We start from the raw sequence: 13,149 nt of genomic DNA, 5'->3' as shown, positions 1-13,149 counted from the left end.
AAGTTAACGAAGGTTAACCAATAGTTAACAAAGCGCTTGCCTTGCGCAAAGATTCTACCCCATATCTGGGGTATGTTAATCATTCGTTCTCTCTTTGTGCTTATTCTTGCTTTTACAGCCCCCGCTGGGGCTGTAACCCTTTCGGGTCAGGCGCGGGTGGTGGATGGCGATAGCCTTGTAATCGCGGGCGAGCGTATTCGCCTGTTTGGCATCGACGCGCCAGAGATGAAGCAGCGCTGTGATCCATCGGGGCGCAACTGGGCCTGCGGGGTTTGGGCCGCCGAGGTGATGGCTGGAATTGTCGGCAGTGGGGTGCTGCGATGCGAGGCGTTGGATCTTGACCGCTATGGCCGTACGGTGGCGCGCTGTACGGTTTCGGGGCGCGATGTGGCAGCGGAAATGGTGCGTGCGGGGGCTGCAACCGCCTATCTGCACTATTCGCACGACTATGCCGGGCAAGAGGCGGTGGCCAAGGCCGAGGCGCGCGGCTTGTGGTCTGGGGAGATGACCGCACCCGGCGAATATCGCAAGCTGGCCAAGCCCGCGGTGGCGCTGCCTTCGGGCTGCGTGATCAAGGGCAATATATCCGCCAAAGGCAGCAAGATTTACCACCTGCCGGGGCAACGGGATTATGAGGCGACACGGATTTCCACTGCCAAGGGTGAGGCGTTTTTCTGCTCGGAAGCTGACGCACGGGCGGCGGGATTTCGCGCTGCAAAACGCTGAAGCGCTGATTTTGTCAGTTCGGGTTGATCCCTGTCAAAGAAGGGCGGCGGGGCATCGGCTAGCGTCGGTATAACGCAGTCACAAAAGGAACATTCCATGTCGCACACCCCCCATGAACTGGCTGAAGAATTCCCAACGCATGTAGAAAAAATGCACACACTCAAGCTGGAAGATGCGCATTTCGCCAAGCTTTTCGACGAATACCACGAGGTAAACCGCGCCGTACACCTTGCCGAAACCGATCTGAAGCCGACCGATGATGCGCATGAAACCGAATTGCGCAAACAGCGCGCACGCCTGAAGGATAAGATTTACGCGATATTGACGGACGCCTGACCGGAAGGACTGTCGGGGCCGATGCCGTAGGGCACGACCCCGCGTTTATCCGGATCTACAGTTAGCTGTTTTTCCAAGGGGGGGACCGATCGCTGGTGGCAATCGGGGCGTTCACATATGCGGCAGGATATGCCGATGGGTTCAAACCGTCCGCGCAGGTCCAAGCCATCAGCATAGATCAGCTTGTCGGCATGGCCGACCTCACATCCAAGGCCTATGGCGTAGCGCCGCACAGGGGCACCAAAGCCGCCGCCAGATTTTGACACGTCGCGCGCTAGGCAGACATAGCGCACGCCATCGGGGGTTTCGGCCAATTGGCGCAAGAATCTTCCTGGCATCTCAAAGGCTTGATGCACGTTCCACAGGGGGCAGGCCCCGCCAAAGCGCGCGAACTGAAAGCGGGTTGCGGAATGGCGTTTTGTCACGGTTCCGGCCTGATCAACCCGAACAAAAAAGAACGGCACGCCTTTGGCACCGGGGCGTTGCAGGGTTGAAAGCCGGTGCGCGACCTGCTCGATTGAACTGTCAAACAGATCGGAAAGGCGCTCCAGGTCATGCCTCTCACGATCTGCGGCGGCCAGAAACGCGGTATAGGGCATTAGCGCGGCACCGGCGAAATAATTGGCCAGCCCGATTTTGGCGATGCCGCGCGCCTGCGGGCTGTGGAATTGTGCAAGGTCAAGCGTTGCCTCCAGCAGATCATTCTGCGTCAAAAGCGCTACTTGATGCAGCAATTGAAAGCGGCGCGTTGGCCCTGTGATGCGGCTGGACAGGGCCAGTTGCTTTGTTTTGGGATCAAAGCGGCGTATCTCGGCGGTGTTCGAAAGTGTTAAGCCAATGCCAAGGCTTTCCACGGTCGCCAAAGCCACGGTTTCGATAGCAATATCAGGGCCTTTTCTGGTGGCATAGCGTTCTGCCGCGTGGTCAATCGCGTCGATGTAATTGTCGCAATAGTGAAAGAAATCCCGCACCTCCTCCCACGGGGATGGCGCGAGAGAGGCCTCGCTTCGGCCCAATGCCTCATCCAGAGAGGCGAGACGTTCGTGGCTTTGACGATACGCGCGGTGCAGATCCAGAAAGGCGCGGGCCAGGGCCGGGGCATTAGAGGCGGCCAGCCGCAGATCGGCAAGCGGAGGCGGCGCGGTAAAGACCGGATCGGCCAGTGCCTCACGCATGTCGGTGACGATGCGTTCGCTGTCGCCGGTGGTCAGCTCTGTCACATCCAGCCCGAATTCCTGCGCCAAGCCCAGCACGACCCCTGCGGAAATGGGGCGGTGATTGTTTTCCATCTGGTTCAGATAGGGCAGCGAGACATCAAGTTTTTGTGCAAAGGCTTTCTGGGTCAGCCGTAGCCGATTTCGCAGCTCGCGCAGCTTGGCCCCGGCATATAGTTTCTGTGCGGCCATGACGCGTCCTTTGCTTTGCAAAACTGAAAGGTGGCTTTGCAAAGCGCTGACGTCAAGCGCCCTTTACCTGTTTTTCTCGGTACAAGACCCAGAAAATGCAGCCGATAGATGCGGCAGAGGTAAGCAGCATGAGCAAGATCAGCGGCATTGGCCCGGTTGTCGGCCCCAGTAAAAAACCCGCAAGCGCTGACAAGGCCGCACCCACCCCAATAAGAAATGCGCCGCCAAGACCGGCAGCCGAGCCTGCAAGGCTAGGGCGCACCGATAGCATACCCGCATTGGCACTGGGCGATAGCAACCCGTTGCCCAGGCCCACAAAGATCATCAGGCCGAAAAATGCGCTTGGCCCAGCAAGATCGAGCAGCGCCAGAAAGGTCAGTACCAGCATGCCCCCGGTCGCGCTAAGTGCGCCTGCCATGATCATTCGATTCACGCCAATGCGCACGGCATAGCGCCCCGAGATGAAGTTGCCGGCCATATAGCCCAAAGCGGGCGCACCAAAATAAAGCCCCAGGGTGGCGGCGTCCATCTTGTAAACCACGGTGGCAATATAGGGCGCGCCGCCGAGATAGGCAAAAAAGGCACCCGAGGCAAAGCCTGCTGCCAGACAATAGCCCCAAAAGCGTTGCGAGGTGAGCAGGGCAGGATATTGCCGCACCTGCGCCATGAAACTGCTGGCGCGGGTGGTCGCTGTTTCGCCCATATCGAACCAGATCACCACGAAAAGGGCCGCACCCGACAGCAACATCATCAGGAATGAGGCCTGCCAGCCAAACGCCTCATCAAGCATGCCGCCAACCACGGGCGCTATCATCGGGACCAGCGCCATACCCATGGACACATAGCCGATCATCGAGGCGGCCTGATCTTGTGGCACCATATCGCGCACAGAGGCGCGTGACAGCACAAAGCCGGTGGCAATCACGGCCTGCACCAGACGGCAGGCCAGAAAAACGCCGAAATTAGGGGCCAGAAGCGAGCCCGCACAGGCCAGCGTAAAGATTGCCGTCGCGGCCAGCATGACAGGGCGGCGCCCGAAACGGTCAGACACCGGGCCAACAAAAAGCTGTAGAAATGCTGTGGCCGCAAGGTAAAGCGACAATGAAAGCTGCATCACCGCATAATCAACATCAAAATACGTCGCCATCGACGGCAAGGACGGCAAGAATACATTCAACGACATCGCGGCGATGCCAGCGATCAAGACGAGTGTGGTAAGATGTGGGGCGGTTGTCCGATCAAAATAGCGGACGATAGGTCTCATGCTCATGTTTTGGACCTACGCGGTTTGGCAAGAGCTGTCCATCGGGCAATAATCAAAATGATAAAATAATGGTAGGTGTGGAAGGATCTGATCGGCAGGGCGGACTCGGCGGCTTGTCGCAACACAGGCGTTGACACGCGATGCAGATGTTTCGGCGGCGCGGGATGACATACCGCTATGACAGACCAAAGTGGGCGCAAACCCCAGAGGCTGACGCCGCACAATTATTTGCTTTTATTGTGAAAACTGGTGCCCCCACACGGACTCGAACCGCGGACCCTCTGATTACAAATCAGATGCTCTACCAGCTGAGCTATAGGGGCAACGCGGTCTGAATAGAGTCAAATTCGCCAAGTGTAAAGAGATAAAAACACCTCATCGCGACGTTGTTTTGCGGATTTTTTTCGCGACAGGCAGCCAAAGCGGCTTGAGGCAGGGCATAGCCAGCCTGCTTTGCTTTTCCGCCATACTGACACGGGCAGGCGGGCTGGTTTTTGAGCTTTGCGCGAAAGCCGGCGACGCTTGATCATGCGGGGTTTGAAGCAGGCGAATCCCTTCGCGGCTGAGGCGCTCTTGTCGCTGCAAGCCGTGATTACAGGGGGGGGGCAGCGCCGATCGGTTGAGCTGTTCAGATGTAACCGCAAACCTGTCTGGGCAGGCCGGAGCAAAAGCTGAAAAAGAATCTGCATGTGATTGATGCATTTGATGGGTTGGCGAAAATTGACGAAACGCGTATTCACAAACGTCTTGGCAATATGCAGCGCGCCAAGCCGCGTGATAATTTCAGACCACTTCCGCGCGTGGGATGAGCCTGCGGCAAGCACATTTGAAGGCTTCCCTCGGCCTGCATCCTTGGTAGAAAAACGATAACCAAGGGCCGTGGAATGTCAGTCTACATTTTCCGGCATCCGACCCCGAGTTTAGGAACCAAAAGCCATGGCCAAAAGCCCAACCTCTCGCGTCGACAAGCTCCTGTCCTCTATGGGCTATGGTTCGCGCAACGAAATCGCGCGAATGGCCAAGGCTGGCGGGATCACGCTGGACGGCGCCGCGATTATGGATGTCGCCAAGCGCATTCCTGTCACGCCCGATTTGCCGGCCCGCCTGAAGGTCAATGGCGAGGTGCTGGACCCCCTCGTGGGCCTGGTCATCCTTTTGAACAAGCCTTTGGGCATGACTTGTTCGCACAAGGAAGCGGGTGCGCTGGTCTATGACATCCTGCCCGATCGCTGGCGATGGCGTGATCCGGCAATCTCGACCATAGGCCGCCTCGACAAGCAGACATCCGGCCTTTTGTTGTTGACCGATGATGGCGGCCTGCTGCACCGGGTTATCAGCCCCAAGCGCCACGTCAAAAAGACCTATCGTGCCAAGCTGGCCCGCCCGCTTGATGGCACCGAAGGCGACCTGTTCGCTTCGGGCCTTTTGATGCTGGAGGGCGAAGACAAGCCGCTGGCGCCTGCCGAACTGGAAGTGGTAACGCAAACCGAGGCCCTGCTGAGCGTCACCGAGGGCCGATACCACCAGGTGCGGCGGATGTTCGCGGCCACCGGCAACCACGTCGAGGAACTGCACCGTGAACGGCTGGGCGGCCTTTTACTGCCTGATGGCTTGCGTTCGGGGCAGTGGAAAGTGCTGAGTGAAAATGAGATTGCCTTGATCCTTCAGTAAAGCGTTTCGCCTTGAACCTTGCCCACATACCCGCGCGCCCCGCTTTAGGTGTGGCGCCCAAGGTTCCGTAAATCGCCTTGTTTTTGGCCTGACGGCCTTTTGCATCGCGGGTTTTGGCGCGCAAAGCATCAAGGAAAACAATCGGATATAGTGGCGCCAAGGCGTGGTTTTGGCAACCCGACCCCGCCTTCCAAAACAGCAACGGTGACATGGCGAGGCAAATCGGCGGACATCTTCAGCCCATGGACAGCTTCAAGGTGGGTGCGGATATCCTGGGCCGTTCAGCGCCGCCAAACCAGCAGTTTTCTGGAAATCGTCATTGTCATCCTGCGCTTTCGTGGGTGGAACAGGGGCCAATTTAATTGGACACAGAAGATCGGACACTCTCGGTTCCAGCGCCCGCCGCCGCCATTTGCGCAGTGCAAAACCTGTGAGGATAAGCACAATCACGACCGGAACCCCAATCTCGACATATTCTGGTATATCGAAACCCTTGAACAACCGGCTGATGATATGGCCGGTCTGTTGGCCAACATGCACCAAGATGAATGACCATATAAACGCAGCGATACCTGTCAGCACCGTATACCGCAGCGTGGTGATGGGGGTTGCCGTGGCAAGGGCGACCGGGCCTGCGGTGCGGACACCGGGCATGAAGCGGATCGCCAGGGCAAGCAGCATCGGATAGGCCACGAACATATTGAAGAAACGCCATTTTCGCGCAGCCTCTACCCCGCGTATGGTGCGCGGATGGCTGCGAAACCGGCGGGCGAGGTGATAGATCAGCAGGTCCGAAATCCAGCCCCCCGCCATGCCCGCCAGAACCACTGGCCAAAACGGCAACAGGCCACGCTGCACCAGAACCCCGGCTGTAACGACGGCGGCGTCGCCTTCTATTGCTGCAGTGCCAAAGACCGCCAGCAGACCAAATTGAGAGATGAGAGCGGTCGGATCGAGCATATGGTTTTACCTTTGCGCAGATTGCCAGATATGCTCTTGGGGGGCGGCTGCAAGATGCTATTTGAGGGAAGAAGCGAAATTCTGCCGACGATCATGAAGCTTTGTTGCAATGGCAAGGTTGCAAGCCGTTGTGATTTCACGCCAGCGCTGGCGGATCGGGGGCGGTATGTGATGCGCTGCAAAGGGGGTGATGCGGTTTGCCCGCCGCATTCCGGGCTGCTTTCACGGGGTGTGCCGCTGACCTGTGGGCCTGCACTGCGCGACCTGATGCGGCCCGGCCTCATGCGCAGGCCCAAAGTAACGGCCCAATACAGCGTTTCAATGCTGGTTTGTAAACGGGCGTCATTTTTGGCCAAGCGACCCTTGGGCGTTAGCCAAAACCTGATGGATTGGCCTGTGTCCCAAGCTGTTGTCAGTGCCGTGTGGGTCTTTGGCTGCATTAGCCAAGGATCACCTTGTCCATTGCGATATCATGGGGCAGGGGAAAGATCGTGGGGATGGCCTGCATTGTGAAACCGACGCCGATCACCCTGGAGGCATGGCCACCGGCGCGGAGTGCGGCAAGTGTGCGGTCATAAAACCCGCCGCCATACCCAAGCCGAAACTGCCCCGGATCTACGCCGACAACCGGCGAGATGACGAGGTCAGGGATCAGCAGTGCCGCATCCGCATCCGGGATCGGAATGTTCCACACGCCCCGCGTCAAGGGGGCGTCGGGCAGCCATTCACGAAACACCAAAGGAGCGGCCTTTTCCACGACAACCGGCAGCGCAATGCGCGCGCCTTGCCCGCGCCGAAGCCCGGCCCAGGCACGCAAATCCGGCTCTCCCTTGAATGGCCAATAAATTCCGATGATTGTGCCGGGTTCTGCATCCAGCCCCTGGATGATGACCGCCTCGGCAGCGGCCCGCGCTGCCACCGGCATTGCTTGGCGCGCCGCAATCAGGCGGGCGCGCTCGGCCTTGCGCCAGCGCATCACATCACGCCGGGTCTCGGCATCTTCGGCCATCTGGCAGGGCGACGAGGCATAAGGGGCAGGGTCCATCTTCACAGCCTTTCGTTTTTTTTTTACTGTGGGTTTTCCTTGGGGATAAGGCCGCGCTGCAAACGACGGGATTCACGCCAAATTCGTCAGCGCACTGGCGCGTGCCACATTCGGGCATGAGTCCCACAGGCCACACCTGTCTTGCTATATCTGGCAGTCTCCAAAATATTCTACCCAAGACTTGGCAGGCTACCTATAGTCCTATGAATAAGCAGGGGGGCGAACCCCCGCATCTGAGGCAGTAAAAACAAGAAACGAGGGGGGATCAGCCCATGCGCTGCCCATTCTGCGGGAATATAGATACACAGGTCAAAGACAGCCGCCCGGCTGAAGATCACGTCTCCATTCGGCGCAGGCGGTTTTGCCCGGCCTGTGGCGGGCGTTTCACCACCTATGAGCGGGTGCAGTTGCGCGACCTGGTGGTCATCAAAACCAATGGCAAACGCGAAGATTTTGACCGGAGCAAGCTGGAACGCTCTATCCGGATGGCGATGCAAAAGCGGCCGATTGATCCCGAGCGGATTGACCAGATGATCAGCGGCATCGTGCGGCGGCTGGAAAGCCTGGGTGAGACGGACATCAATTCCAAGGTGATCGGTGAGATCGTCATGGAAAGCCTCGCGCGGATCGACACGGTTGCCTATGTGCGCTTTGCCAGTGTTTACAAGAATTTTCAGGCTGCGGATGATTTTGATAAATTCGTATCGGAATTGCGGCCCGGCGGCACAGCCGAGGAATGAACGACGACCACGCCCATATGCGCCACGCGCTGCAGCTTGCAGCGCGTGGCCTTGGCTGTGTCTGGCCCAACCCTGCCGTGGGCTGCGTGATTGTCAACACTGGCCGGATTGTCGGGCGCGGCTGGACGCAGCCGGGCGGGCGGCCGCATGCCGAGCGTATGGCACTGGATCAGGCAGGCAGGCTGGCGCAAGGTGCTACGGCCTATGTCACGCTGGAACCTTGCGCGCATCACGGCGCAACCCCGCCTTGCGCAGAAGGCTTGATTGATGCCGGAATTGCGCGGGTTGTCACTGCGTTGACCGACCCGGACCCGCGTGTGGCTGGCAAAGGCCACGCGATGCTGCGGGCGGCAGGCATCACCGTGACCGAAGGGCTTTGCACCGATGCGGCGCGCAGCCTGAACCATGGGTTTTTGAAACGCGTGACCCATGGCTTGCCGATGGTGACACTGAAACTTGCAACCACCGTGGATGGTCGTATCGCGACCCGCACAGGTGAAAGCCGGTGGATTACCGGGGCAGGGGCGCGGCGTGCGGTTCACCTGATGCGCATGACGCATGATGCGGTGATGGTCGGCTCTGGCACCGCCTTGGCCGATGATCCGGATTTGTCGGTGCGCGATATGGGGGCGGTGCCGCAACCGCTGCGCATCGTGGTTGATAGCGCGTTGCGGTTCTCGCCCAAAGGCCGCTTGGGGCAAACGGCGCGCAGGCATCCGGTTTTGCTGCTGCACGGGCCTTCGGCCGATACCTCGGGCTGGGTTGCCGCCGGTGCAGAGTGCCTTGAGGTGCCGGTTCTTGGCGCACAGCTTGATCTGCGAGCGGCCTTGCAAGCCTTGGCTGTGCGGGGCCTGACGCGGATTTTTTGCGAGGGTGGGGCGGGTCTGGCCGCGGCCCTTGTCGGTGCGGGGCTGGTGGATGATCTGATAACCTTTACCGCAGGTGCCATGATCGGCGAAGAGGGGCGGGCTGCGATGGGGCCGCTGGGCCTGAACGTGCTGGCGGATGCGCCGCGCCTGCGCTTGGTGTCGCAAGCGGCGGTGGGCGGCGATGTGCAAACCCACTGGCGGTTTGACTAGGCGCAATTCCGGGCTAAAATGACCGGGCAAGCGCGAGTCCTTTGCCCCCCTTCTGTCGCGCAGGTGCTTTCCGATCCACCGAAGGGGGTGGTGCAGATAGGGAAAGCCAAATGTCTGAGATATTGATCAAGAATGCCGATGTCATTGTCACTATGGATGGGGCGCGGCGCGAACTTGTCGGGGCTGACCTGCTGCTGCGCGGTGGGGTGATCGCGGCCATCGGGGCCGGCCTTGCGACCACTGGCGAGGTTATCAATGCAGCAGGTTGCGTGGTGACGCCGGGCTTGGTGAATACCCATCATCATCTGTACCAAACCCTGACCCGCGCGGTGCCGGGGGGGCAGGATGCGCTGCTGTTTGGGTGGTTGAAAACGCTGTACCCAATCTGGGCGCGCTTTGGCCCCGAAGAGATTTTCACCTCGGCACAGGTCGGTCTGGCCGAGCTGGCATTAAGCGGATGCAGCCTGACCTCGGATCATTTGTATATGTTTCCCAACGGTGCGCGGCTGGATGATACGATCGCCGCAGCGCAAGAGGTGGGGCTGCGCTTTCACCCCACGCGCGGCGCGATGAGCATTGGGGAAAGCGATGGCGGCTTGCCCCCCGATGCATTGGTAGAGCGGGAAGCCGCTATTCTGGAAGATTGTATCCGGGTGGTTGACCGGTTCCATGATGCCGCCGAGGGCGCGATGCTGCGGGTCGGAATCGCCCCATGTTCACCGTTTTCCGTCAGCCGCGATCTGATGCGCGAGGCGGCAGTGCTGGCGCGTGACAAGGGGGTGATGCTGCACGCCCATCTGGCCGAAAATGACGAAGATGTCGCCTATTCACTGGCAAAATTCGGCTGCCGCCCCGGCCAATATGCCGAAGACCTGGGCTGGGTTGGCCCGGATGTCTGGCATGCCCATTGTGTGAAACTGGACGGGCAAGAGATTGATCTGTTTGCACGAACCAAAACAGGTGTTGCGCATTGCCCCTGCTCGAACTGCCGCCTTGGGTCTGGCATTGCCCCCGTTCGGGCGATGCGGGATGCAGGCGTGACCGTAGGGCTGGGGGTTGACGGATCGGCCAGCAATGACGCGGGCAATCTGGTGGCCGAGGCCCGGCAAGCCATGCTGTTGCAGCGGGTCAGTCGGGGGGCCGATGCGATGAGCGCCCGCGAGGCGCTGGAAATTGCGACCCTTGGCGGTGCGCAGGTTTTGGGGCGCAGCGATTGCGGATCATTGGAGCCGGGCAAACGGGCCGACCTTGCGATTTGGGATATTTCGGGGATTGAGGCCGCAGGCTCTTGGGACCCGGTGGCGTTTTTGCTGGCGGGGCCGATGCGGGTGCGCGACTTGCTTGTGCAAGGGCGCCATGTGGTGCGCGGCGGCGCGATGGTTACGATTGATCTGGTTGCTGTGGTGGCGCGGCAAAACCAACTGGCGCGCGCGCTCCGGCAATAGGGACAGGAATAGGGCTTGCACAGCGCCCGCGCTTTGGGCAGGAACAAATCACCCAAAAGGGCAGGAGCAGATGATGACCCATGATTACAAGGCGCAGCAAGCCGAGACCTTTGAAACCTTTGTCGAGATTGGCAAAATAGAGGATTTGCCGAAACGGGCTGTGGTGAATTTCCTGTTTTTGGCCGAGGAGGTCGAGGCCCCCTTTGCCGCGGCGGAAAAGGCGCTGAAAGCTGCCGGGTTTGTGACACGTCAGGATGACGACGGCGAGACCCTGGAGGCGCGGACGGCCGAGATGGAAATTTCGGCGGCTGCGATTTGGGCAGAGGAAAAACGTGCGACCGAGATCGCGCTGAAGTTCGGGTTTGACCCGGACGGGTGGGAACTGGTGGAGTAAACGACCGGGCAGCACGCCCTTTGTCTTCACCGCGGAAAACCGGTCAAAAGGCCCGTTACAGGCGAAAGGCGCCCCGTTCGGTGACAATCACATCAAGCCGCTGATCGGTTGCCTCGATCGGCACCTCAGGCATTTCCTGTGCCGAGAATGCAAACCCCACCGCCAGAACCGGCCCGCGTGCGCGCAGCCCCTCTAGTGTTCGGTCGTAAAATCCGCCGCCATAGCCAAGCCGATAGCCGCGCCCATCGAACCCCACCAAAGGCACGATCAGCACCTCGGGTTCCACCCAGCCGCCTTCTGCAGGGATCAGCGCGCCAAATTCGCCCGGCACCATGACGCACCCCGGCGACCATTCCCGAAACCGCAGCGCCTGCCCTTGCCCCACAATCACCGGCACGCAGACCACGCCTTGATGGGCGGCCATCGCGGGCAATGGGTCAATCTCGGTTCGCATCGGCATATAGCCCGCCAGAACCTTGCCGCCGTGGGGGGCCAAAAAATCCGCCAAAATCTCGGCGGCCTGGCCCTGACCTGCTGCAAACGCACGCTTGCGCGCTGCAAATCCGGTGGCCCGCGCGGCTTTTTTTACAGCAATATCCATGAGGCCAATCCCAAAAATGCAAAGAAACCAACCACATCTGTTACTGTGGTTACAAATGGCCCCGAGGCCAGTGCCGGGTCGATGCCAAAGCGTTGCAAGCCCATCGGAATCAAAATCCCCCCGGCCGCTGCGGCGACCAGCGTCAGGACCATGGCCACGCCAATCACCAGCGCCAGCATCGGCAAGCCAAACCACCAGCCCGCGATCAGTGCCATCAACAGCCCGAAAACCATCCCGTTCAGCGCCCCCACCGCCGCCTCACGCCGGATCACGCGAAACGCATTTTGCGCCGTCAGGTCGCGGGTTGCAAGGGCACGCACCGCAACCGTCATCGTCTGCGTCCCGGCATTGCCGCCCATTGACGCAACGATCGGCATCAGCACCGCCAGCGCCACCATCTGACCAATGGTATCGGCAAAGGCCGAAATGACGGAAGAGGCCAAAATCGCCGTCAGCAGGTTCACAAACAACCAGACCGCCCGGCCTTTTGCCGCCTCCCAGACGGTATCAGACAGGCTGGCCTCATCGCCAACACCGGCCATGCGCAACATGTCCTCCTCATGCTCTTCGTCCAGCACGTTCATCGCGTCGTCAATTGTGATCACGCCGACCAGCCGGTCGTTTTCATCCACCACCGGGCAAGAAATCAGGTGATATTGGTTGAAGATATAGGCAACATCGGCCTCTGGCTCTGTCGCCTCGATGGTGCGAAAGCTGTCTTCCTCTATCTCCCTCAGCAACACATCCCGGCGCGATGAAAGCACCCGCCCCAGCGTCACATAGCCCTTTGGCTTCATCCGCGGATCCACAAGGATCACATGATAGAACTGGTCCGGCAGGCTCTCATTTGATCGCATGTAATCAATGGCCTGTCCAACATTCCAATGCTCTGGTGCGATGACAACCTCGCGCTGCATCAAGCGCCCGGCAGAATATTCCGGGTAGGACATCGCCCGCTCCACCGCCACCCGGTCAACGGCCGCAAGGGCGCCCAGAATACGGTCGTGATCTTCTTCCTCAAGGTCTTCGAGAATGTCGACGACATCATCGGTATCCAGCTCGCGCACAGCCTCGGCCAGTACCTGAGGCGACATCTGGTCGATAACCTCTTCGCGGATAGCTTCGTCAAGTTCCGACAGAATTTCACCGTCGATGCCATTGGGCCACAGCCGCAACAGGTCGCGCCGGTCGCTTGGGCCGATCTGTTCCAACAGGTCGGCGATGTCGGCGGCGTGCAGCGGGTCAAGCAATTCATCCAGCCGCGCGGCGTCTTGCGCCTCTACCGCGTCTTGAATGGCTTCAACCCGGCGGGCGTCCAACACATCTTCTTCCATATCGTCGATGTTGTCGGACATAGCACCCCCAAGGTTTTGATTACCGCGACCCTACGATAAGGTGCTTCAAAGAAACAGAGGTGACAGGTAAATTTACGCGAGAACCAAAACCGCATAAGGTTGGATGAACGCAAAAAATGACAGGCGC

The 13,149-nt window shown here is 59.7% G+C and carries 14 protein-coding genes and 1 tRNA gene; 7 read left to right on the top strand and 8 right to left on the bottom strand.

Features of this window, described 5'->3' with window-relative positions; all coding sequences use genetic code 11:
• Positions 1–72 precede the first annotated feature (72 nt).
• Together VDP61_RS16455 and VDP61_RS16450 are read left to right on the top strand one after the other, a co-directional pair.
• On the top strand, positions 73–726 hold the full coding sequence (locus tag VDP61_RS16455; RefSeq protein ID WP_323007943.1) for a thermonuclease family protein: 654 nt from the start codon (positions 73–75) through the stop codon (positions 724–726).
• Positions 727–822: 96 nt separating this feature from the next.
• On the top strand, positions 823–1,062 hold the full coding sequence (locus VDP61_RS16450) for a YdcH family protein (protein ID WP_323007942.1): 240 nt from the start codon (positions 823–825) through the stop codon (positions 1,060–1,062).
• On the opposite strand, the gene VDP61_RS16445 is transcribed toward VDP61_RS16450, so the two are convergent.
• The 4 genes from VDP61_RS16445 to VDP61_RS16430 form a co-directional block, all read right to left on the bottom strand.
• Positions 1,038–2,468, bottom strand: a complete 1,431-nt coding sequence (locus VDP61_RS16445; RefSeq protein WP_323007941.1) for a helix-turn-helix domain-containing protein — start codon at positions 2,466–2,468, stop codon at positions 1,038–1,040. The genes VDP61_RS16450 and VDP61_RS16445 overlap by 25 nt on opposite strands.
• 52 nt (positions 2,469–2,520) lie before the next feature.
• Positions 2,521–3,738 carry a multidrug effflux MFS transporter gene (locus VDP61_RS16440; RefSeq protein WP_323007940.1) on the bottom strand — a complete coding sequence of 406 codons (1,218 nt, stop codon included), beginning with the start codon at positions 3,736–3,738 and terminating at the stop codon, positions 2,521–2,523.
• Between the two features lie 241 nt (positions 3,739–3,979).
• Positions 3,980–4,055 (bottom strand) — tRNA-Thr (locus VDP61_RS16435).
• A gap of 18 nt (positions 4,056–4,073) precedes the next feature.
• Entirely contained in the window at positions 4,074–4,556 is a 483-nt protein-coding gene (locus VDP61_RS16430) for a hypothetical protein (RefSeq protein WP_323007939.1), read from the bottom strand.
• 112 nt (positions 4,557–4,668) lie between these two features.
• On the opposite strand from VDP61_RS16430, the gene VDP61_RS16425 reads away from it, so the two are divergent.
• Positions 4,669–5,403, top strand: coding sequence for a pseudouridine synthase (locus VDP61_RS16425; RefSeq protein ID WP_323007938.1), 735 nt, complete (start codon positions 4,669–4,671; stop codon positions 5,401–5,403).
• A 252-nt stretch (positions 5,404–5,655) separates the two neighbouring features.
• On the opposite strand, the gene VDP61_RS16420 is transcribed toward VDP61_RS16425, so the two are convergent.
• A complete protein-coding gene (locus VDP61_RS16420) occupies positions 5,656–6,363 on the bottom strand; it encodes a DedA family protein (protein WP_323007937.1) in 708 nt (235 codons plus the stop codon).
• Between the two features lie 439 nt (positions 6,364–6,802).
• Positions 6,803–7,408 (bottom strand): 5-formyltetrahydrofolate cyclo-ligase, encoded by a 606-nt coding sequence (locus tag VDP61_RS16415; RefSeq protein ID WP_323007936.1) that lies wholly within the window; start codon positions 7,406–7,408, stop codon positions 6,803–6,805.
• Positions 7,409–7,680: 272 nt separating this feature from the next.
• On the opposite strand from VDP61_RS16415, the gene nrdR reads away from it, so the two are divergent.
• From nrdR to VDP61_RS16395, 4 genes are all read left to right on the top strand, one after another.
• Entirely contained in the window at positions 7,681–8,148 is a 468-nt protein-coding gene (nrdR, locus tag VDP61_RS16410) for a transcriptional regulator NrdR (RefSeq protein WP_323007935.1), read from the top strand.
• Entirely contained in the window at positions 8,145–9,227 is a 1,083-nt protein-coding gene (gene ribD, locus VDP61_RS16405; RefSeq protein WP_323007934.1) for a bifunctional diaminohydroxyphosphoribosylaminopyrimidine deaminase/5-amino-6-(5-phosphoribosylamino)uracil reductase RibD, read from the top strand. The genes nrdR and ribD overlap by 4 nt, the downstream gene beginning before the upstream one ends.
• 110 nt (positions 9,228–9,337) lie before the next feature.
• Positions 9,338–10,672 carry an 8-oxoguanine deaminase gene (locus tag VDP61_RS16400; protein WP_323007933.1) on the top strand — a complete coding sequence of 445 codons (1,335 nt, stop codon included), beginning with the start codon at positions 9,338–9,340 and terminating at the stop codon, positions 10,670–10,672.
• Positions 10,673–10,745: 73 nt separating this feature from the next.
• Positions 10,746–11,066 carry a ribonuclease E inhibitor RraB gene (locus VDP61_RS16395; protein WP_323007932.1) on the top strand — a complete coding sequence of 107 codons (321 nt, stop codon included), beginning with the start codon at positions 10,746–10,748 and terminating at the stop codon, positions 11,064–11,066.
• A gap of 55 nt (positions 11,067–11,121) precedes the next feature.
• On the opposite strand, the gene VDP61_RS16390 is transcribed toward VDP61_RS16395, so the two are convergent.
• Together VDP61_RS16390 and mgtE are read right to left on the bottom strand one after the other, a co-directional pair.
• A complete protein-coding gene (locus tag VDP61_RS16390; protein ID WP_323007931.1) occupies positions 11,122–11,667 on the bottom strand; it encodes a 5-formyltetrahydrofolate cyclo-ligase in 546 nt (181 codons plus the stop codon).
• Complete coding sequence (mgtE, locus tag VDP61_RS16385) at positions 11,652–13,001, bottom strand: magnesium transporter (RefSeq protein ID WP_415234632.1); 1,350 nt, start codon at positions 12,999–13,001, stop codon at positions 11,652–11,654. The genes VDP61_RS16390 and mgtE overlap by 16 nt, the downstream gene beginning before the upstream one ends.
• Positions 13,002–13,149: the final 148 nt, after the last annotated feature.

This window comes from Pseudorhodobacter sp., from assembly GCF_034675685.1.
Classification (GTDB): domain Bacteria; phylum Pseudomonadota; class Alphaproteobacteria; order Rhodobacterales; family Rhodobacteraceae; genus Pseudorhodobacter.
Note: the sequence above shows the minus strand (reverse complement) of the source record. Positions and strands in the feature narration are given on the sequence as shown.